This is a genomic window from Bifidobacterium sp. ESL0682, from assembly GCF_029392815.1.
GTDB lineage: Bacteria > Actinomycetota > Actinomycetes > Actinomycetales > Bifidobacteriaceae > Bifidobacterium.
On record NZ_CP113942.1, the window covers coordinates 1140631 to 1162461 of the forward strand.

At 57.1% G+C, this 21831-nt stretch carries 13 protein-coding genes, 2 pseudogenes and 1 riboswitch; of the genes and pseudogenes, 4 read left to right on the plus strand and 11 right to left on the minus strand.

Going from position 1 to position 21831, the window contains the following annotated elements; translation table 11 throughout:
• Positions 1-108 precede the first annotated feature (108 nt).
• The 10 genes and pseudogenes from argB to OZX57_RS04995 form a co-directional block, all read right to left on the minus strand.
• Positions 109-1092, minus strand: a complete 984-nt coding sequence (gene argB / locus OZX57_RS04950) for an acetylglutamate kinase (RefSeq protein WP_277162944.1) — start codon at positions 1090-1092, stop codon at positions 109-111.
• Positions 1093-1293: 201 nt separating this feature from the next.
• A complete protein-coding gene (locus OZX57_RS04955) occupies positions 1294-2568 on the minus strand; it encodes a bifunctional ornithine acetyltransferase/N-acetylglutamate synthase (protein WP_277161614.1) in 1275 nt (424 codons plus the stop codon).
• On the minus strand, positions 2565-3896 hold the full coding sequence (locus OZX57_RS04960) for an Asd/ArgC dimerization domain-containing protein (RefSeq protein WP_277161616.1): 1332 nt from the start codon (positions 3894-3896) through the stop codon (positions 2565-2567). The genes OZX57_RS04955 and OZX57_RS04960 overlap by 4 nt, the downstream gene beginning before the upstream one ends.
• Positions 3897-4192: 296 nt before the next feature.
• Positions 4193-5086 carry a hypothetical protein gene (locus OZX57_RS04965; RefSeq protein WP_277161618.1) on the minus strand — a complete coding sequence of 298 codons (894 nt, stop codon included), beginning with the start codon at positions 5084-5086 and terminating at the stop codon, positions 4193-4195.
• 114 nt (positions 5087-5200) lie between these two features.
• On the minus strand, positions 5201-7804 hold the full coding sequence (gene pheT, locus OZX57_RS04970) for a phenylalanine--tRNA ligase subunit beta (RefSeq protein WP_277161620.1): 2604 nt from the start codon (positions 7802-7804) through the stop codon (positions 5201-5203).
• Positions 7805-7811: 7 nt separating this feature from the next.
• Positions 7812-8879 (minus strand): phenylalanine--tRNA ligase subunit alpha, encoded by a 1068-nt coding sequence (pheS, locus tag OZX57_RS04975; protein WP_277161622.1) that lies wholly within the window; start codon positions 8877-8879, stop codon positions 7812-7814.
• Positions 8880-9052: 173 nt separating this feature from the next.
• Positions 9053-10084, minus strand: a complete 1032-nt coding sequence (locus OZX57_RS04980) for an RNA methyltransferase (protein WP_277161624.1) — start codon at positions 10082-10084, stop codon at positions 9053-9055.
• A 151-nt stretch (positions 10085-10235) separates the two neighbouring features.
• A pseudogene (locus tag OZX57_RS04985) lies at positions 10236-12918 on the minus strand (ATP-binding cassette domain-containing protein).
• A gap of 190 nt (positions 12919-13108) precedes the next feature.
• The gene (locus OZX57_RS04990; protein ID WP_277161626.1) at positions 13109-13741 is read right to left on the minus strand and encodes an ECF transporter S component; all 633 of its coding nucleotides are present in this window, start codon (positions 13739-13741) and stop codon (positions 13109-13111) included.
• Between the two features lie 47 nt (positions 13742-13788).
• Positions 13789-13900: riboswitch (TPP riboswitch) on the minus strand.
• Positions 13901-14118: 218 nt separating this feature from the next.
• The gene (locus OZX57_RS04995; RefSeq protein WP_277161628.1) at positions 14119-15486 is read right to left on the minus strand and encodes a dipeptidase; all 1368 of its coding nucleotides are present in this window, start codon (positions 15484-15486) and stop codon (positions 14119-14121) included.
• 143 nt (positions 15487-15629) lie between these two features.
• On the opposite strand from OZX57_RS04995, the gene OZX57_RS05000 reads away from it, so the two are divergent.
• The 4 genes from OZX57_RS05000 (at position 15630) to glnA (ending at position 20466) form a co-directional block, all read left to right on the plus strand.
• Entirely contained in the window at positions 15630-16247 is a 618-nt protein-coding gene (locus OZX57_RS05000; protein WP_277161629.1) for a DUF3043 domain-containing protein, read from the plus strand.
• A 137-nt stretch (positions 16248-16384) separates the two neighbouring features.
• Positions 16385-17947: an FAD-dependent oxidoreductase gene (locus tag OZX57_RS05005; RefSeq protein WP_277161631.1), complete on the plus strand. Its 1563-nt coding sequence runs from the start codon at positions 16385-16387 to the stop codon at positions 17945-17947.
• 101 nt (positions 17948-18048) lie between these two features.
• Positions 18049-18843: a DUF4191 domain-containing protein gene (locus OZX57_RS05010; RefSeq protein WP_277161633.1), complete on the plus strand. Its 795-nt coding sequence runs from the start codon at positions 18049-18051 to the stop codon at positions 18841-18843.
• 186 nt (positions 18844-19029) lie between these two features.
• The gene (gene glnA / locus OZX57_RS05015; protein WP_277161635.1) at positions 19030-20466 is read left to right on the plus strand and encodes a type I glutamate--ammonia ligase; all 1437 of its coding nucleotides are present in this window, start codon (positions 19030-19032) and stop codon (positions 20464-20466) included.
• A gap of 205 nt (positions 20467-20671) precedes the next feature.
• Here the strand turns inward: glnA and OZX57_RS05020 are convergent.
• A pseudogene (locus tag OZX57_RS05020) lies at positions 20672-21795 on the minus strand (P-loop NTPase).
• Between the last annotated feature and the right edge of the window lie 36 nt (positions 21796-21831).

The following is a 21831-nucleotide window of genomic DNA, read 5'->3' on the forward strand; positions in this document are numbered from 1 at the left end:
TTTTTGATAATTCATTGTCAGTGGATTTGTCGCCAGTGCGTTATCGGATTGCGATGATTAGATCGAAGTTGATGTCTATATGACATCGCGATATCTCATATATTCAAATTAACGGCCCTTAGTGGGCTCATCCGCATCATCGTTTTGCACGTTCCGATTTCGTCGCAGTTTCATGCCATCACCCGGCACGACCATGGTGCCGATTCCCGCGCTGGTGAACACCTCATTCAAAATGGAATGCGGTTGACGGCCATCGATGATGTGCGCTCTCGACACCCCTCCATCGAGCGCGCGCACGCAAGCGCGCATCTTCGGCACCATGCCGCTTTGCAACTTCGGCAGCACTTCACGCAGACGGTCGATGCCAATGGAACTAATCAACGAATTCCTGTCAGGCCAGTCTGCATAGAGGCCGTCCACATCGGTGAGAATGACCAGCTTGCGAGCATGCAAGGCCACCGCAAGAGCAGCGGCGGCAGAGTCGGCATTGACATTGAATACCTGTGTAGGATCTTCGGCGTTGGGTGCAATCGATGAGACCACAGGAATCCGATCTTGCGCAATCAGACTTTCCACCGCCGAAGGGTTGACCTCGGTGACCTCGCCCACCAATCCGATGTCGGTTTCCACCCCGTCGATCAGCGGACGGTAACGTCTGGCACCAAACAATGAGCCATCCTCCCCAGAAAGCCCCACGGCGTGAGGACCGTGCGCGTTGATCAAACCGATTAGCTCGCGCGAAACGGAACCGGTGAGAATCATGCGAACCACCTTCATGATTCCCGGGGTCGTCACACGCAGACCTGCCTTGAATTGAGAATGAATGCCAAGATCCTTGAGCATGGAGGAAATCTGCGGGCCTCCTCCATGCACCACAATCGGATGCATGCCGACCTGACGGAGAAAGACCATATCCTGTGCGAAGCAGCGCTTCAGGTGCTCGTCGACCATTGCGTTGCCGCCATATTTAATCACAATGCGTTGCCCAGCGAATTCCTCGAGCCACGGCAGGGCTTCGATGAGCACCTCGGCCTTCTGCCCATCCCTAAGATCGTTGTGTACATTGAACGTGTGTCCGGAATCTTCCGGCATCGGTTCAGTGATTTGCTTTCCTTGCGCTGTCATCAGAGCCCTTCTTCTTGCTGCCATCGCATTATCATAATTCGATAATTAAAGATACACAGTACTTCACTATCATTTGAGAGAACGTTGCAAGTTCATGCCGAAAAGTCATTCTTGAAGCGACTTGCAGGAGACGTGCCACTCGCTGGTTTGAACATCGCCAAGTGCATGTCAGGATTCGTAATCGGCATTGATATGCACGTACTCGTGCGTGAGATCGTCCGTCCAAACCGTGGCGTTTTCGTCGCCGTGGTTGAGATTGATGTCGATATCGACTTCGCGGTCGACCATACTAACCTCGGATCGGTCAACACCTGCACCGCCACGTTCGCAGACACGTACGCCATTGATATCCACGGTCACCTTGCTGGGTTCGTAAGTGGCCACAGTAACCGGAACAGTGCCTAACGAACTGACGATACGTCCCCAATTCGGGTCATTGCCGCTGATCGCACATTTCAACAGGTTCGAGCCCGCCACAGCACGGGCGCAGGCAAGGGCCGCGTCTTCAGTTGCCGCCCCGCTCACCGTTACCTTGATGTCATGGCTGGATCCCTCACCGTCACCAATGATCTGCCGAGCCAGACTGGCGCACGCTTGGCGGACCAGATCCGCAAATTCGTTGGCCTCAGGCACGACGCCGGAAGCCCCGGAAGCAAGCAGCAACACCGTATCATTGGTGGACATGCAGCCGTCCACGTCGATACGGTTGAACGACTTGTCGACGGCAGCCGACAACGCCTCCTGCAATTGCGAGGAATTGACTACGGCATCGGTGGTGATGACACAGAGCATGGTGGCCAGTTGCGGAGCAATCATCCCCGAGCCCTTGACCATACCACCTACGCGATAGCCGGAACCTTGCAGTTTCACGGTTTTCGGCTTGGTGTCCGTGGTCATGATAGCCGTCGCCGCGTCCATCCCGGCCTGCTCGCCGTTATCAAGTGCCGTCGCAGCACCTTCCACGCCACTGAGCACCTTGTCCAATGGCAGCAGCTCGCCAATCAAGCCGGTGGAGCATACTGCAACGTCATTGACAGCAATGCGCGATTCATCAGTTGCCGCAACGGTTGCATCCGAATGCCGCCTCGAATTGGCGCTGTCCGCTTTATCGTTTGCCGCAACATTGTTGGAACCCACTGCCCCATCGTTGAGCACCTGCGCAACCTTGGCCGCACTGGCTGCACTCTGCCCGAATCCCTCTTCACCAGTGCAGGCATTGGCTCCACCGGAGTTGAGTACGACCGTCTTGATATGCCCATCGGCCACGGCTTTGCGCGACCATTGAACCGGTGCCGCGCAGAAACGGTTGGTAGTGAAGACCCCAGCCGCAGTGTCTAGCGGCCCGTTGTTAACCACCAATGCCAGATCGTTCTTCGCTTTGTTGGCCGAAATGCCCGCGTTGACGCCGGCGGCCGAAAATCCCTTTGCAAATGTCACGCTCATGGCGTCACCCCTATCGTTGTCAGCCCTTGATCTTCGGGAAGCCCGAGCGCAATATTCAGTGATTGCACCGCCTGCCCGGCCGTTCCACGGTTCAGATTGTCGATGGCCGCGAAGCCATACAAGCGGCCGGCACATCGATCAACCGCGACCTGTACCTCGGCCGTGTTGGAGCCCAGCACGTTAGCTGTTACAGGCATCTCGCCTTCACCCAGCAATTGGATGAACCGCTGGCCCTCATAGGCTTTGAGCCATACAGCTCGAATATCCGCATCGCCCATCGCCGCACCTTTGTCGCTCAATTTGGCGGAGACCACGGCAAGAATGCCGCGGGACATGGGTACCAATATCGGCGTAAAACCAACCCTGATGCCCTTCGCTAATTCACTGCACGAGAAAGCATTATTCTCTCGAACATTCGTAAGCCCGTTGCTGCTTGCATCGTCAGCATCATCCATGTCAATTTCTTGGTTGAAATGACGTTCGGACCCTGACGAAGCGAGACTCTTCTTGTCATTCATGTCGGCGCAGGCCGCATGCGCAAGATTCTGCACAATCTCAGGAATATGCCGATGAACCCCACCTACCGAATACGGCATCGCCGAACCGAAAGCCTCGGCAGCCAAAAGATTCGGCCGTTTGAGATTCTTGCCTGCCCCGGAATAGCCGACCGCCAAATCAGCCACAATGTCGTCAGCTTGCACCAGTCCTTCAGCAACCGCCGGCTGGAAAGCCAACGTTACCGCCGTGACATTGCATCCGGGTCCAGCGACGAATTTGACACCTGCAACCCCTTCTGTCTCCGCCGCCGTTACCGAGTGGCAGTCTGTCGATTGACGGTCTTCGATGGCATCATTGTCACCGCCATCTACAACTCGTCGAACATTACCCAAAAGCTTTTCGCGTTGGCATATATAATCACCCGCAGCGTTCTTACCGACGATCAGCTCAGGCATACCGTAGACCCAAGGCTGATGGAACTTGCCACCGTAATATTGTGCCCACGCATCACTGGATTCCAGGCGGTGGTCGGCCCCAAGATCGACTATCACGCGATTGGCATGCAGCTTTTCGGCCAGCGCCCCGGACACGCCATGAGGCAGCGCTAGCACGATGATGTCGTGTCCATTGAGCGCTTCGGGTGTGGTCGGCTCAATGACCATGTCCTTAAGCACCGGAATATGCGGCACATGTTTGCCGAGCTTGTCCCCGGCTGAAGAGTCGCCCGTCACCGTAGTGACTTCGAACGACGGATGCTCCGCCAATATCCGTAGCATCTCACCCCCGGCGTATCCGCTGGCCCCAGCCACCGCCACCGTCAACCTGCCCATGGCATCCCCTTCCTAAAAGTTGATGCCAACACTACATATATTCACAGTGACGTATACTTATACATTCACATACTGGACAGTCATTTTATGTCTTTGGTGCGAAAACGTAAATAACACAACATAGCTGCCTTGACTGTCATAAATAAATATATCGATTACTTCGTAGCAAGAATCCGATATATGAATAATAATTCATCATTGAGTAAGCATTTATATAGTAGGTTTCTTCCAACACTAAGCAAAATGTCCTCATTTCATTGTTGAAATGAGGACATTTGAGATACTTTTCTGCGGTCTTAGGCACTGAACTGGTCACCGCTACCGGAGCTGCCTGAGCCATCGGAACCATACTGACCCATCATCTGCTGCATCAGGCTGTTCATATCGATACCTTTGGAAACCAGCCAAAGCTCGAAGAGCGTGGCAATCACACCCAGGACCATGCACACGGTGGCCACCCAGAAACCCTTCATATGGTATTTCTTCGTCCGCCACATCGAAACGGCTCCGGTGATGACCGGCAGGAACGTGATGGGCAGGAACAAGAGGATAATCGAGACAATCGCCATCGGGTCCCAATGACCCTTGAGCGGGTTCTGAACCGGATCGTTCATATCGATACCGTTGCGGATGTCGGGCTGATAACCCGGTGCACCAGGGCCTCCCAGAACATTTTGACCGTTGTTGTATGGCTGGCCGTAAGGGTAATTCTGGTTATTGCCGTAACCATTGCCGGACATCTGACCATATCCGCCATATGGCATGTTGCCTTGATTGTTTGGGTTGCCTTGGTTGCCCTGATATTGACCCATACCGTTGCCATGGTTACCGAACTGGGCGCCCTGCTGTTGACCATTGCCTTGAACGTTGGAACCCTGGCGAGGCTGGTCGCCATTGCCGTTCTGCCGTGGCGGTTCAGGCTTGCCGTACACATATGGATTGTAATTGGATGAGAACTGGCTGGCCATTGCGCCGAACTCCGGAACTTTGACCTGCCCGTATTCCGGCTGCGCAACAGCCGGTTGGGATTGAGATTCGGCGACCGCGCCGGTATTGCCGTTGCCGGACGTGGCATCAACGTCATTGCGCGGTGTTTGGCTCGAGTCTTGCCCGGCCGGCTGCGAATCATTGGACGGAAAAACGTTGCCGTTCGGTTCCGGGCTGTCAAACGGGTTTTGAGATTCGTTCATCGTGCCACTTTCCATATCAAAGACAATATATTATTACGGAGTTTACGCTGCTTTAGCACGTAAACTCCGTAATCCTACGACATTCTCAGATGTCTTTTTGGTTTTATTCAGCTTTCAGGCTCTCAGCTCGGCTCCGATGGCCTTTGCCCTATCGACAATAGCCTTGCGGATGGCTTCCGTGTCGTCGCTGGTAAGCGTCTTATCCGGAGAGCGGAACGTGACCGAGTAGGCCAAGGACTTCTGGTGCTCGCCCAGCTGATCGCCGGAGAACACGTCGAAGAGCTCGATGGACTCGAGGTTGTCGCCCGCAGCTTCTTCAATGACCTGCTGCAATTGCGCGGCAGTTACCGTATCCGAAACCGTGAAGGCCAGATCCTGCTTGACCGGCGGGAAGGTCGAAATCGGCTTGGCCTGCACCGGCTTGCCGCTCAGCGTGGCGAAGAGGGCGGTCAAGTTGAGCTCGAACGCGGCAGAATGTTCGGGGAAGCCGAGCGCCGTGTTGACATGCGGATGCAGCTCGCCGACCATGCCGACGAACGTGTCGCCTGCCATGACCTTCGCTGCACGGCCCGGATGCCACTGCATCGGCACATCCTGCGGTTCAGGCTGGACGATTTGAACCTTGGCGCCAAGGCGGCCGGTCACACGGTTCATCGCTTCGATGGCATCGCTGTAATCGACATCGCGGCTTTCACCGAGCCAACCGGTTTCGACGGCCTTGCCGGTGAAAATCGCAGCAACGTGCAACGGCTGCTCGGGAAGTCCGGCATCGAGCGCCTTCAGCTGTTCATCACTTGGGCGCTGACCACCGGGCAACGCCGGAATGGCTGGAGCATTCGGATCCCAAAGGTAGACGTGGCCAATCTCATACAGCGCGATGTTCTCAAGGCCGCGGCGCAGGTTGCGCTGAACGGTCTGCGCGAGCGTCGGCAGGACTTCACGACGCAGGTACGGGCGGTCACCAGCCAGCGGGTTGGCGACTTCGACGCTTACCGGCTTGATTTCGTCAGCATCGTAACCGAACGCCTTGAAATCGGCATCGCCGACGAACGGGTAGCTCAACGTCTCCACCAAGCCGTATTCAGCCAGTTCATTGGCCACATCGCGCTGACGCTGCTGGTCGGGAGTCAACCCGACTTCGCCTTCAACAGGGGCAGGAGGCATGGTGACCGGAATCTCGTCATAACCTACCAGGCGAGCAATCTCCTCGACCAAGTCGCAGGGCATGGTGATGTCCGGACGCCAGGTCGGAGGCACCACGGAAATATGGCCTGCTTCCTTGCCGTCGCTGACCTTGCAGCCAATGTCCTCGAGAATCTCGCGGATACGCTTATCCGTTGTGTCGAGCCCGGTGAGACGCTTGGTCTCGGTGAACTTGAAGTCGATGGATTCGCGCGGTTGCGTGTTGTTGACATCAATCGGAGTGTCGGAAGGTTCGCCGTGACCGTACTTGGCCATCAGATCGGCGGCCATCTGTGCGGCTGCAGGCTGAAGCTCATAATCCACGCCACGCTCGTAGCGCTTAGATGCCTCGGACGGGGTCTTGTGACGACGCGCGGAGCGGGCGATGGTCACCTGATCGAAGTGTGCGGATTCCAAGAGAATGTTCTTGGTTTCAGCGGTGACTTCGCCGTAGAGTCCGCCCATAACGCCGGCCAAGCCGAGAATCCTCGAACCGCGCTTGCCATCGGGCGAATCCGTGATGAGCAAATCTTCGACACTTAGATCGTGCTTCTTGCCGTCGAGCGTGGTCAGGGTCTCACCCTGGTTGGCGCGACGAACGACGATCGGACCGCTAATCTTATCGAGATCATAGGCGTGCATCGGCTGGCCCAAGTCCATCATCACGTAATTGGTGACATCCACAGCCAGCGAGATCGAACGCATGCCGGCACGAATCAGGCGGCGACGCATCCAGCTCGGCGTCTCAGCCGACGGATCGAAGTTGCGTACAGTACGTGCATAGTAGCGATCGCAGCCGGGCACACCGTGAATCGGGTTATTGTCTTCGATTTCGACTTCGATATCGCCCTTGCCGTTTTCGGCAACATTCGGGGTCTTGGCATTCAGCGCATCGACCGGATCGCTGTAGGCTGCACCGGTGGAATGGTGGTACTCACGCGCCACACCACGATACGAAAGCGTATAGCCACGGTCTGGAGTGATGTTGATCTCCAGCACCGGCTGATCGAGATGCAGCAGATGCATCGCGTCGTCACCGGGCTTCAATGCATCGGCTTCTTCCTTGCTGAATCCATAATGGTTCAGCAGAATGATGCCGTTGTGGTCGCTGCCCAAGCCAAGCTCGCGCTCCGAAGCGCACATGCCGTCGGAGATGTGGCCATAGGTCTTGCGCGGCTCGATCTTGAAATCGCCGGGCAATACCGCTCCAGGAAGGGTGACGACGACCTTTTCGCCAGCAGCCATGTTCGGCGCACCGCAAATGATGCCGCGCGGCACCTTATTGCCGTTCTCGTCGGTGTCGTTGTACTCGTCGCCAACGTCGATGTGGCACCAGTTGATAATCTTGCCGTTCTTCTGCGGTTCGGGCGTGCAATCGACCACATAGCCGACCACAATCGGGCCAGTGACCTGAGAGGAGTGAATCTCCTCTTCCTCAAGGCCGACATGAACCAAATCCTTGGCAAGCTGCTCATACGTGAGACCAGCCGGAACCTCGACGTGCTCCTTGAGCCAGTCAATATCTACCATTGGCATTGTTGGTTCACTCCCCCATCACAAACTGTTTGCTGAAACGCACGTCGCCTTCAACGAGGTCGTGCATATCGTTGATATCGTGGCGCAGCAGCAATGTACGCTCCATGCCCACGCCGAACGCGAAGCCGGTGTAGACGTCCGGATCGAGGCCAGCGCTACGCAGCACGTTCGGATTGACCATGCCGCAGCCGCCCCATTCAATCCAACCAGGGCCGCCCTTCTTATCGGGGAACCAAAGGTCGAGCTCAGCGCTGGGCTCGGTGAACGGGAAGTAGCTCGGACGCAGGCGGCTCTTGGCCTCCGGACCGAACATCGCAACGGCCAGTTTGTCGAGCACACCCTTGAGATCACCCATTGTCAGGCCCTTATCGACAGCCAGCGCCTCGCACTGATGGAAGACAGGAGTATGCGTCGCATCGAGCTCATCAGTACGGAACACGCGGCCAGGTGAAGCGATATACAGCGGCACACCACGAGTCAGCAGCGCACGCACCTGATCAGAGGAGGTCTGCGTGCGCAGAACCATGTTAGAACCGACGAATCCGGCGGCGTCCTTGGCCTGATTGCCCTTGACGTAGAAGGTGTCCTGCATCTGGCGGGCAGGATGGTCCGGGCCGAAGTTCAGCGCGTCGAAGTCATACCATTCGGTCTCCACTTCAGGACCCGCGGAAATCTGCCAGCCCATGGAGATGAAGAGATCCTCGACATCCTCCATCAGCTTCGGCAGCGGGTGACGGGCACCCAGCGGCTTGCGATTGACCGGCAGGGTCATGTCGACCGTCTCGGAAGCCAGTTGCATGGTCTCTTCTTCAGCCTTGACCTGTGCTTCCTTCAAACCGAACGCTCGTCCGAAATCAGCGCGCAGCTTGCCCATGAGCTGGCCGGCACCCTTCTTCTCGTCCTTCGGCAAGCCTCCGATGGCGCGGCTGGCCTGCGTCATCGCCGAATCGGCCCCGGCATACTCCGTCTTGATGGCTTTGAGCTCCTCCATAGTGGAGGCACTCTTGATTTTCGAGATGCCCTCGGCGACCGCATCGGTCACCGCTCCCGCATCGAATGACGCACTCTGTGCCACGAGTACCCTTTCCTTCAGTTTTTCTAAACCTTGAAACGTCTGCGATTCCAAGCGCAAAAGTCATGAATCCCAAGCATTTACAGCCTTTTCATTGTTTCAATATGACTCGACATAGTGCCGTGCCGGTTGACGTCCGTTTTCAGCGTTTCAAAACCGTCATATCAGGCCAAGTTCTACCGGCGTGACGCAGCATCACGAGCCATAGCAAGCGTAAACAGCATCACCGAAGTACTGGTGGCAAGATTCAATGATTCAGCCTTGCCATAAAGCGGAATCGAGACGATGCGCTGCACACGCTCCAGGATGTCGGCAGGCAGACCACGAGCTTCGTTGCCGAACAGAATCACACGGGAAGCGTTCTCTCGTCCACCATCATCTTCCAGCGTTCGCGGATTCTCAACCACATCGATCAATGATTCCGGCTTGATTTTTTCGGTGCCGTATACGTCGGCCGCCATGACTTCACGTTCTTGCGTTTGTGCCCACGCAAAGAATTCCTCGGTGCTCATCGTGACCACCGGCAGGTGGAATAACGAGCCTGCCGTGGAACGAATGACCTTCGGATTGAACCGGTCGACGCAATCGTCGACGAAAATCACGGCCCGGCATCCGGCGGCGTCGGCCGAACGGATCACCGTTCCCGCGTTGCCCGGGTCACGAATCTGCCAGAACGCAGCAACAGTATCGTTTAACGCATCAGAATCCGACGGACTTCCAGCAGATTGCATGAATTCGTGTGCCGCATCACCACTCGGTCCGGCGTCGTTGAAGACATCCGTTCCACGAGTGGCAACATTATGAACAACTTTCGTATCGTCCGTATTGTCAGCCGCACCATGTTCAAATTCTCGAGCCATCCGATCTTGCGCGATTTCCAAATCGCCGACGGCGACGATGCCCTGCGCATCCGTGCTCATACGATGCATGACGTCACCAGTCACCTGATGGATATACAGCCCCTGCCCATCAGCCTCGCGTGCGATATCCTCGACCACCGGTGAAAGCAGATCGGATTGGTGTTCGTCCAATTGCACATAGCAATCCGTGACCACCTCAGGCATCCAACGCACGACTTCACGCACGGATTGCGGTCCTTCGATGAGAAACTTTCCGGCTTTCTTGCGGGCCTTGTTCTTCTCGAGCTCCGCCACGCGGCGCACGCGCTCGGACTTGGGATTGTCGATGATGTGCTGATTGAAAGGCATGGTTACACTTTACGCGAAGTTATTGCCATCGCGACTCGGACAGAGCGTCTTCAGATGGTCATACCCGGCAAATCGCTGCGAATTGATACCGCGAACATCAATCAATGATCAGGCAATAATGAAGTGTCTCAGCCAAATCAGCCAGCTATCCTCACCCGCCGAAGAAGACGAAAGTGCCGGCGATGGCGGCGGCGATCAACGAGACGGTGGGAACGATGGCGCAGACAATGACGAAAGCCCAATCGCGGGTATGGACGTGGCTCACACGAGCGTGGGTGCGCGGAATGTCGCCGCCGAAACCTCGAGCCTCCATCGCGGTGGCCAAAGTAGTGGAACGGCGGATGGAAAGCACCAGCAGCGCGAACGTCTGCGGGAAGAACGCCTTGACCTTGTTCTCATCTCCCAGACCGCGCGAACGGCGGGAGGCGGTGAGCGCGGCCCAATCGTCTCGAAGCACCGAGAAGAGGCGCATGCCGGCAAGTCCACCGTAGACGAAACGGTCAGGCAGATGAAGAATCTGGCTGAACGAGTCGGCCAGGTCCGTGGTCTCCACGCCCAACACGGCGATGATGGCCGGTATGCCGATAGCCAGAATGCGGATGCCGGTGGCGAGCGCCAGCACCGCAGAACGGTCGGTGACGGTAATCATCGCCCAATGCCACCAGACCCGCCCCCCTCCTTGCCATAAAGCAGAACGGCGAGCGCCGATCCGGGAGCGCCGACGAACACCGGCCACGTCGATTTGACCACGCGCCATGGCGAAAGATGGATGCAAGCGAGCAGAATAAATTCGATCAGCAATGCGACGCTAGCCGAAACCCAATCAAGGCTCAGAATCAACGGCAACGCGGCGATGAAGCCCCCAACAAGCGGAACGTCGGGTTCAGTGAAGCGAGGAACGGTGAACGGCTGGACTGCCGTTCCTGTTCGTCGCGCTCGTTGACCGGGCTGACGGTGATTGTTGCATCACTGACTGCAACGTTAGCATTCGAGACAACGTCTCCACCAATAGATTGAATGGCTCTCGGCATTTGCAATTGCAAGTCGCCGGAACTTGTGTTTCCGTCAGAATTTGAAGGATTTAATAGTCCTTCATTTCCCATGCGATTCCCGGATGCCTGTAAATGGTTTCGCTTACATCCATCATCAACACCTTCGATATCGCTTTTAACTATCTGAGATGCTTTCGACACATGCATCGAAGGGACTCCCTCGGCATCGCCTTGCGCCTGCAGCTCGATGACGCGAGCGCCTAATGCAGTTACTAGGTCGCGGTCATGGGTGACCACGATGACGCTGACACCGTCGCCGCGCAGAGAGTGGATCAGTGAGACGATCTGCATCCATGTGCGTCGGTCCTGCCCGAAGGTCGGCTCGTCAAGGATGATGACGCGCGGCGCTGCGGCGAGCGAGGCCGCGACGGTCAAACGTCGTTTTTCGCCGCCGGAAAGCGTGTAGGGGTTGACCGATGCATATTGCGAAAGCCTGAATCGGCGGAGCAACGCCATGGCTTTCTCCTTGGCCTCGTCCTCCGGTGTGCCGGTGCGCAGAAGCCCGAGCATGACCTCTTCAAGCACGCTGCCCCGCGCGAACTGATGCTCGGGGTTCTGGAAGACGTAGGAGATTCGTGCCGCCAGTTCCGTCGATTTCCAATCCATCGGAATATCGCCGGTGGCACCTTTCGCCAGCTGAGGTGAGGCTTCGACATTGCCCGCCACAGGCTCCAGCAGTCCGGCCAGCGTCAGCGAAAGCGTTGACTTGCCGACTCCGTTGCGCCCTACCAACGCGGTAATCTGCTCGGCGGCGAACGAGACATTGATGTGTTCGGCTATGGCCTTGCCATTACGTCCGATAGACAGGTCTTTGGCGGAAAGCAACGCCTTGCCATCGCCAAGCGCAGGGTCGCTGTCGGGCTCGTCGTCAGTATGGATGCGCCGAATCTCATCTTCTTCACGACGGTATTTATCCGGCATCCAGATGCCAAGCGCCGCAAAATCGAGATTACGGTTCTCGAATACCTCGTCGGGCGTGCCGTCCGCCACCACGATGGTCCTGCGGAAACCGCTGTGGTCAATCTCGGCGTCGTCACCAACCTGCGTGACGCGGGCCTTGACCTGATCATCGGATTCGAGGCCTAGAACGATGACCCTATCAATAAGATCGATCCACGGTCCGGCCCGATGCTCGACCAACAACATGGTCGCCTCGGTATCTCGTAAGACATCAGCAACAGCTCCGACGACCTGCTCGACACCCTCCGGGTCGAGATTCGCCGTCGGCTCATCCAGAAGCAACGCCCCCGGCTGCATGGCCAGTGCCCCGGCCAAAGCCAGACGCTGCATCTGTCCGCCGCTTAAATGCATAGTGGAACGATGCAATTGCAAGCCTTCAAGCCCCACTGCGGCAAGGCTTTGCCTGACCCGCTGCCAAATTTCTGGACGTGGCACGCCCATGTTTTCCGGGCCGAAAGCGACGTTGTCGCCCAAGCGCTCGAAAATCGTCTGCGCGTCAGGGTCTTGTAAAACGAGTCCAATCCGACCGTGGGCACAGGTGGCCGGGACGTCGCCATCGATGAAGATGCCGCCTTCGGTCACTCCGCCTTCCGAATCCTCGACGGCAACAACCTGGCCCGTCTCGTCTTGCCCGTCCTCGTTCGTAGCTTCGACCACATCCCCGCCCAACAGGCCGGAAGCACCTTCGAGTATCGTCGACTTGCCGATGCCCGAGGCCCCAAGCAGAAGCACGCGCTCGCCAGGCCGGATGTCAAGGTTGAGGCCTCGCACGGCGAAATGCTGGCGTGAGGCGTGACGATAGCCCCAATTCTCGAAACGGATTGAAGCCGGCGAGACCTTGGACGAGACCTCGCTACCAGCAGGTTCTACATCCTGCGAAACCGTCGAGGCGACAGTCGCGTCGACATATGGAGCAGACTGCACGGCCATACCATCTTTTCGGCTATCGGACCTTCGATTGCTCGTCTTGCATACGTTCCCCCATTGATGCCTGAATTCTGACGAATACCGCTCACTTGGATGAAGTACGGACCTGACGGCCCGAAGCGAACTTGTCAATCGCGCCGGTCTTGGCGATAGCGATGTAGAGATACCACATCAGTACACCCGCCACCAAGGCTCCGGAAATCACCGTGGCGACGAGGTTCCAGATGCCGTAGACACCGGTGATCTGGAATCCCTGCAGATTCGTGAAGAAGGTATAAGCCCAGCAGCTGATGGCGGAAAGCGTGCCGGAAAGCATGACCGTAACAAGGTTCCAAACCTTGTACATCACCACGATAAAGACGATTTCGGCGAAGAACCCTTGCACCAGCGCAATGAGGAACGTCTGCATGCCGCCCCAGGTGTTGCCCCAAAGCGCTTCGAGCACTCCCGCGACCACTTCCGCGTATATCGCGGCACCCGGCTTGCGCACGATCACCGCGGCGAGAGGGCCGGCGAAGAGCCAGAAGAAGCCGTTCATCAGACCTCCGAGTCCGGGAACGAGCGCGTCGAGGGGCGAGGCGACAGGGCCATAAAGCAGGGCTGCAGCCCAATAGATCAACGCGCTGGCAACGCCGATGACCGAGGCGACGGCAATGTCGACGACGCGCCATTTGAGGTTGGGTTTTGAAACGATAGTCGTTTGATTCGATGATGACATGATTTGTGCCTTTCCGTTGTGCACACCGCCTATCGGCGTGCATACAAGGCACGGGAAAAGAGACGTCCGTGCGCCGGCATTGTCCGGACTCACGTTCATTCGGTCGAGGAAATCCTCATCTCAGCCAGCCCCGAAAGGCCAGCCCCCGTGTCAATTCGCCATCCTAGAGCAATCCCCTGTCAAACTGTTGCCGATGGGTCGTGTGGGATTAGAACATCTGCGAATAGCTACCGCATAATTGAGGTACCTGAATGATTAGTGGAGGCGTGGAATATGCGATGTTCGGGCGTAAGACACGGCCGAGCGGCCAAGGAGCGTCCCGAACATCGCATATTCCACGCCTCCACGACTAACCGTTGAAATAAGCGGACTACCTGTTACTTGGCGAGTTTGCTGAGAATCAGGGCCTCGGTGATGACGTTGTTTTTGAGGCTGTTCAGGTCGATGGACTCGTTGGGGCTGTGGGCGTTGGCCTTCGGGTCTTCGGGGCCGGTGACCAGTACCTGGGCCTTGGGAAAGATGCGCTGCAGTTCGGGGATGAACGGAATCGAGCCGCCCTCGCCCTTGTTGATCGGGTCGACGCCGAAGGCCTCACGCATCGCCTCGAGCGCGTCCTGGGTGGCTTCGGCATCGGGATCCATGCTCCAACCCATACCGCTGTCGAGCGTAGAGACCGAGACCTCGGCACCGAACGGCGCATGCGAGATGAGGAAATCAGCGACTGCCTTGGCCGCATCTTCCGGACGCTGGCCGGGTGCAGTACGGACAGAAAGGCGGAACTTGGCCTCATTGGCGATGACGTTGAACGAGCCTTCCACCGGATGGGCGTCGAAACCGATGACGGAGATGCTCGGCTTGGTCCACAGGCGTGAGGCCAGCGAGCCTGTACCCGCGAAACGATAGGAATCGACCACACCGGAATCGGCGCGAACACTTGCCTCGTCGAGGTCGCGCTGAAGCCCGCCGATTGGGTCTCCCCCTTCGAGACCCGGAATATTCAGCGCTCCATCTTCGTCGTACATCGAGGCGATAAGCATGGATGCGAGAGTATTGGTATCGAGAATCGGGCCACCGAACTGGCCGGAATGCACGGGATGTTCCAGCGCCTTCACGGTGACGTCCAGATCAGTGTTGCCACGCAGGCTGGTGGTGAGGCTGGGGATTTCAGCACTCCAATTGCCGGAGTCGGCCACAATGATTACATCGGAATCGAATTCGTCCTGATGCGCCTCGATGAAGGGGATGAAGCTCGGCGAGCCCATCTCCTCCTCACCTTCGATGAAGACCTTGATATTGACTTTGAGGTCGTCGCCCAGCGCATGCAGCGCGCCGGAATGGATGGCGATGCCACCACCGTCATCGGCCGAGCCGCGACCATAAAGCCTGCCGTCCACTTCGGTGGCCTTGAACGGATCAGTGTCCCATGCCGAAGCGTCCGGCACCGGCTGAACGTCGTGATGGGCGTAGAGCAGGACGGTCGGCGCGTCGGGGTCCACAATCTTCGAGCCGACAACCTCGAAGGCACCCGGGGTGCCGTCGGGATTCTTGGACTGGACGACCTTGGTGTCCAAACCGCGCTCCCGTAGCTCGTCGGCGACGAATTGCGCCGAACGACACATGTTCTCGCCGGTGATGCCTTCGGCAGAGACGGATTTCAACGCCACCTTCCTGCTCAACAGATCAACGACTCGATCGAAATCGCCGTCCACCCGAGAACGTATCTCCTCAACCTTCAATGCGGCCATGTCCTGCTCCTTTTCAAACGCGGTCATATCCACATCGATAATCACACAGCCCCGCGAAAAGCGCCAGAAACCGGTAAAAAATAGTGTCTATTATCACCATTGAGAACCGCCCAGCGTCGAGGCTTTCCCGTAACCTCAAACACATGACATGGAATCCTTTCAGCAAGGACAAGAGCACAGACTCGGCGCAAACGACCGTCGAGCAGACCAACAAAGTACAAGAGACGGAAGGCAAGGGCCGCCCCACGCCGAAGCGCAAGGAAGCTCAGGAGCGTAACCTTCACCCTCTCGTTCCCAAGAACCGCAAGGCCGACAGAAAAGCCGCCAAGGAACGTATCAGGAAAAAAGAGGACGAGCAGTACGAGGCTATGCGCACCGGTGACCTGCCCCATATGCCACGCATCGAACGCGATCCTGTTCATATCTACATCCGCGATTACATTGATGCGCGCTTCAATCTTGCCGAATACTTCATTCCGGTGCTTTTCGGCGTGATGATCCTTATGCTGGTCATCGCCTTCATCTGGCCGGCGTTCTACACACCTTTGGGCATTTTGATGTACGTTTACATCATCGTCGCGGCCATCGATATCTTCCTCATGTGGCACAAGCTCAAGAAGAAGATCGTTGAGAAATTCGGAGAGAAAGCCGTCGGCAAGGGCACACATGTGTGTTCTTATGCCTGCAGCCGCGCTTTGCAGCTGCGTCGCTGGCGCGTTCCCAAGCCGACTTCGAAGAAGCGCGGCAACTGGCCGAAGTAAGCCAGTCATCCAAACGCTAGAGTTTCCCGTGAATATGCCTTGAGCGCTATATTCACGGGTTTTCTTATATTGGCATCATACCATTCCCCGACCTTTCGGAAACCTCATGAGGGTCGGCGGAGATTCCGGAGGCAGCCATGCAGACCAATCATTTCGACATCGCCATCATCGGCGGCGGCCCAGGCGGTTATGCCACGGCGCTGCGCGCCTCTCAGCTGGGACTTTCGGTGGCCTTGATCAATCGAGAGGACAGGATTGGAGGCACCTGCCTCAACCGGGGATGCATACCCTCAAAAGCACTCATCACCGCCACCCGAGCGATGCGCAACGTCGGCGACGCCGGACGTATGGGCATCAACGCGAGAATCGGCAATGTCGATTTCCCAAAATTGGCCGCGTTCAAGGACCAGGCCGTCACTTCGATGACCGATGGCCTGGCCTCATTGCTCGAGGCGCGAAAAGTAACCGTAATCCGCGCAGAGGCCTCGATAACAGCCCCACACACTGTCTCCATCGAATATTCGGATGGGGATGACGAGTCAACAGCACGTATCACCAGTTTGCAAGCGGAGCATATCGTCGTGGCGACAGGATCCCGCCCTCGTCCGATGCCCGAGCAACCGTTCTGCGGAGCACTGATTGACTCCACACAAGCGCTGGCTCTTCCTCGATTCCCCCAATCCGCCGTCGTCATCGGAGCAGGTGCCGTGGCCGTGGAATTCGCTTCGATGTGGAACGCGGCAGGCGTGGATGTCACCTTGCTCATCCGGCACGAACGGGTGCTTTCACACGCTCATCGACGCACCGCAATGGCATTGACACGGGCATTAAGCAAGGATGGCATCCACATCGTCACTCACAGCGAGGTCACTGATATCAAAGTCGGAAGCCTCCCATCCGAACTGCGCCATGAGCCATACAACGCCAACTCAGAGACCGCAATCACCGGCAGCAAGGCGGATTCGGAACAACCTCGCGACGCTGTACATGATGAAAACCCTGGCTTGACAGGAGCCATCGTCACCTATCACACCGATCGCGATGAAACAGAACAGCAATGCAAAGCCGACGTGGTGTTAAGTGCAATCGGCCGCGATCCGAACACCGATGGGGATTGGTTCGCCACAGCAGATATCGACTTGGACGAACACCGACTTGTCAAAACAGACGCTTACGGACGTACCAGCCAACCGGGAATCTGGGCATTGGGCGACATCACGCCGGGCCCGGCCCTCGCCTATCACGCCTTCGAACAGGGCATCGTCATCGCCGAATCCATCGCCGGCCTCGACCTCGAACCGGTGAACGACGACACCATACCCGAAGTCGTTTTCTCAACCCCAGAATTCGCCAGCGTCGGATTGACCATAGACGAGGCCAAAAACCGCAAGGACATCATCGAAGCCCAAGAGACCGCCTACCCGATGATGGGCAATGCCCGCGTACTCATGAGCGGAGAAGCCGCCTCCCTGTCTCTGGTTTCCGGAACCTATGCGGACCGACCGGACACTCCGGTGGTTTTGGGCGTTCACATGCTTGCCCCGGATGCCGGAGACCTTATCGCCGAAGCGGAGGAACTGGTCGGCAACCGTGTGTCTTTGTCCGATGCGGCACGCTTGATTCATCCACACCCCACGTTCAGCGAAGCACTAGGCGAGACGCTGCTCAAGGCCGACGGGCGTCCGTTGCACACCAGATAGACTTACGCGTGCGTCAACCGTCCGGCATCGCCGGACTTCCGCCACCACTGATACCATAATCAACCAGTACGTCCATTTTTAATAGGCAAGTGAGGGAGTAGATGGCCAAAGAGAAAAAGGCGAAGAAGGACAAGAAAAAGGGTCCGAAAATCATTGATCAGATTCGCCAGATCTACAAATACACTCGCGCGGAGGACCAGGCACTCCCCTGGCTGCTGGCCGCGGCGTTCCTTCTACCGGTGGTCATCGGCGTTGTAGTCGGCCTCTTCCTGCACTGGGGCTGGCTCATGTGGATCTTCATGGTGATTCTGCTGGTCATGATCGGCGTGCTGCTGTTCACCATGACATTGACCAGGCGTGCCGACAGGGTGGGTTACGCCAAGCTTGAAGGCCAGCCGGGAGCTGCCATCAGCGTGCTCGGCAACATCAACAAGGCCGGATACACCTTCCCGCAGACTCCGGTATGGATCGATCCCAAGACCAAAGACGCCATCTGGCGCGGTACCGGCTACAACGGCATCTATCTGCTGGCGGAAGGCAACCCAAGCCGCACCAAGCGTGCGCTCGAGCGCCAGGAACAGGCCATTAAAGGCATCACCGCAGGCAGCGAAATCCCTGTCTTCTGCATTTCCGTAGGAACCGCCGAAGGCCAGGTAAGGCTGAAAGACCTGCGTAGCAAAGTCATCAAATGCAAGAGCTATGAGCCGACCGATCATTCGTTCTTCCTGATGAAGAAGATTCATCCGCGTCGCCGTTTCGTGCTCACCAAGGCAGAACTCGAAACCCTGAACGACCGCCTGCGCACCCTGCAGGAGAAGCGCGGACTCGGCATTCCGAAGGGCATGGATCCCACACGCCCGCAGCACATCAGCCGCAGAGCCATGCGCGGCCGGTGATCTCATCCTCTTGTGACCAAATCACGAGAGGATTTTTCATATTTAATTCGTTTGATAGCTCTTGATAATGTCACGAATTACAGCTGAAAATCACATTCCGAAACATATTCGTAACCCAATAAGCGACCCGTTGAAATTCATTACCCTACACTTGAACATTGTTAGAACAACGAAAGGAGCGGTCCATTGACTGCACTCGAAACGAAGGAAGACCTCGAAGCCCTCATCAACACGGAAGGCGTGGAATACATCTCCGTGCGCTTCACTGACCTGCTAGGCGGCCAGCAGCACTTCACGGTGCCTGCCAGCGAATTCCTCAAGGATGCCTTCACCGACGGCGAGCCGTTCGATGGTTCCTCCATCCGCGGTTTCCAGGCCATCGAGAACTCCGATATGAAGCTCGTACCGGACGTCTCCACCGCATTCATCGATCCGTTCCGCAAGCACAAGACGCTCGTTGTCTCGCATTCTGTGGTCGACCCGATCACGATGGAACCCTATTCGCGCGATCCGCGTCAGGTGGCTGCCAAGGCCGAAGCCTACATCAAGTCGACCGGCGTGGCCGACACCGCCTGCTTCGCTCCCGAAGCTGAGTTCTTCCTCTTCGACAGCGTGCGCTATGAGAACACGATGCAGCGTTCCTTCTACGAGGTTGATTCCGTCGAAGCACCGTGGAACACCGGCGCCGAAGTCGAGGCCGACGGTTCGGCCAATGTCGGCTTCAAGAACCGCGTCAAGGGCGGCTACTTCCCGCCGGCACCGCAGGACCACAACCAGGACCTGCGCGACGACATGGTCGCCAACCTGCAGAAGGTCGGTCTGATTCTCGAGCGCAGCCATCACGAGGTCGGCGGCGCTGGCCAGCAGGAGATCAACTACCGTTTCAATACCCTGCAGCACGCCGGTGACGACCTGCAGAAGTACAAGTATGTCGTGCACGAGACCGCATTCGAGGCCGGCAAGGCCGTGACCTTCATGCCCAAGCCCATTGCAGGCGACAACGGTACCGGCATGCACTGCCACCAGTCGCTCTGGAAGGACGGCAAGCCGCTCTTCTATGATGAGAACGGCTACGGCGGCCTCTCCGACATCGCCCGCTGGTACATCGGCGGCCTTATCAAGCACGCTTCCTCGGTGCTCGCCTTCACCAACCCGTCGCTCAACTCCTATAAGCGCCTGGTGCCCGGCTATGAAGCTCCGACGAACCTCGTCTACTCGGCTCGCAACCGTTCGGCCGCCATCCGCATCCCGTTCGCCGGCACCGCTCCTGCGGCCAAGCGCATCGAGTTCCGCGTCCCCGATCCTTCCTGCAACCCGTTCCTCGCCTTCTCGGCCCAGCTGATGGCCGGCATGGACGGCGTCCTGAACCACATCGAGCCTCCGGCTCCTGTCGACAAGGATGTCTACGAACTGCCGCCAGAAGAGCTGGACAACATGAAGCACGTTCCCGCTTCTCTCGACGAGGCACTCAACGCCCTTGAGGAAGACAACGACTTCCTGACCGCAGGCGACGTCTTCACTCCCGATCTCATCGAGACTTGGGTCTCCCTGAAGCGCGACGAGATCAACCAGCAGCGTCTGGCCCCGACCCCGCTTGAGTACGAGCTCTACTTCAACTGCTGAGTCCGTTTCTTTCGGCAATAAATAAGATGCCTGCCACTTTATTGAAGTGGCAGGCATCTTGCTGTTGTAAGTCTGGACATCTTTTGATAGGTAATCGCAGAAATCAGATTGACGATATTTCGTCTTCATTGCAATGATGAGTGTCTCACAGCCATTGCAACAATGCACCATGCACTATTGCAATGTTGAGATATTTCCGCCGCTACTACCGCATCAAGGTTTCGGCCAGATTCTTGAATGAATCGGCCAAGCCTGATGAAGCAAGAGTGCCGTCCGGATTGAGCACGGCTGGGCGGCCGGACTCGTCGATTTCACGGATTTCAGGCTGAAGTGGCAATTGTGTCAGCAACGGAACATCATAGCCAAGCGCTTCACTCAGTTGTTCCGAGACACGCTGGCCACCACCTTCGCCAAAGATGCGCAGACGCTCGCCCTTGTGGTCGAAATAGCTCATGTTCTCGACCACACCGCGCACTTTCATCGGCACCTGCAAGGCGACCAGGCCGGAACGTACGGCAACATCGGAGGCACTGGGCTGCGGGGTGGTGACCACGACCAATTCGGCATTGGGCAACGCCTGCGCCACGGATATGGCCATATCGCCGGTTCCGGGGGCCAGATCAAGCAAAAGAACATCGGGGCTTCCCCACCACACATCGGCAAGGAATTGCTCAAGCGAACGCTGCAGACGCGGACCGCGCCAAAGAATCGCACGGTCGGCTCCGGCAAACATGCCAATGGAGATCATCTTGACCCCCAGGCCACCACTGGCATCAGCATGCCATTTAAATCGGTCGGCCGAGAATGAACACCGAATAAAGAAGGCAACGAGAACCCATAAATATCGGCGTCAATGGCAGCCGTATCGTAGCCGAGTGCCGAGAACGTCGCCGCAAGATTGGCTGTGACCGATGATTTGCCTACACCACCCTTGCCGGAAGCGATGGCGAAGATTCTGGTTTTCGTTCCAGGTTTGTTGAAGGGATTCTGCCGACGTTCGGCCTTGAGCTCACCCACGAGTTTCTCAAGCTTGTCCCGGCTCATCGCGCCTATTTCGATGTTCGGTGTCAACTTCGCGTCGGGATAGGTGAGCACAGCTTGCGTAATGCGTTCGCTGATGGTCCTGGAAAGCGGGCAGCCAGGTACGGTGAGTTCAACATGAACAGTGAGATCGTAATGGTTAGCGCCATCGTCGCTCTTGACTGCTTTGATGGCGGGAATCATCCCCAGATCGGTGACGGAACGGCCAAGTTCCGGATCGATGACATGGCTCAAACGCTCGTAAACCTGTTGTTCAATCCTCTGCTCAATCGTGCCGTTATCCGTCATTGCGTTTCCTTTTCTCACTCGCTTTCCACTGTATCG

Excerpts from the sequence above, each read along its gene's own strand:
- argB (WP_277162944.1), bottom strand. The coding sequence starts at position 1,092 with ATGCCGGAAGATTCCGGACACACGTTCAATGTACACAACGATCTTAGG.
- OZX57_RS04955 (WP_277161614.1), bottom strand. The coding sequence starts at position 2,568 with ATGAGCGTGACATTTGCAAAGGGATTTTCGGCCGCCGGCGTCAACGCG.
- OZX57_RS04960 (WP_277161616.1), bottom strand. The coding sequence starts at position 3,896 with ATGGGCAGGTTGACGGTGGCGGTGGCTGGGGCCAGCGGATACGCCGGG.
- OZX57_RS04965 (WP_277161618.1), bottom strand. The coding sequence starts at position 5,086 with ATGAACGAATCTCAAAACCCGTTTGACAGCCCGGAACCGAACGGCAAC.
- pheT (WP_277161620.1), bottom strand. The coding sequence starts at position 7,804 with ATGCCAATGGTAGATATTGACTGGCTCAAGGAGCACGTCGAGGTTCCG.
- OZX57_RS04980 (WP_277161624.1), bottom strand. The coding sequence starts at position 10,084 with ATGCCTTTCAATCAGCACATCATCGACAATCCCAAGTCCGAGCGCGTG.
- OZX57_RS04990 (WP_277161626.1), bottom strand. The coding sequence starts at position 13,741 with ATGTCATCATCGAATCAAACGACTATCGTTTCAAAACCCAACCTCAAA.
- OZX57_RS04995 (WP_277161628.1), bottom strand. The coding sequence starts at position 15,486 with ATGGCCGCATTGAAGGTTGAGGAGATACGTTCTCGGGTGGACGGCGAT.
- OZX57_RS05000 (WP_277161629.1), top strand. The coding sequence starts at position 15,630 with ATGACATGGAATCCTTTCAGCAAGGACAAGAGCACAGACTCGGCGCAA.
- OZX57_RS05005 (WP_277161631.1), top strand. The coding sequence starts at position 16,385 with ATGCAGACCAATCATTTCGACATCGCCATCATCGGCGGCGGCCCAGGC.
- OZX57_RS05010 (WP_277161633.1), top strand. The coding sequence starts at position 18,049 with ATGGCCAAAGAGAAAAAGGCGAAGAAGGACAAGAAAAAGGGTCCGAAA.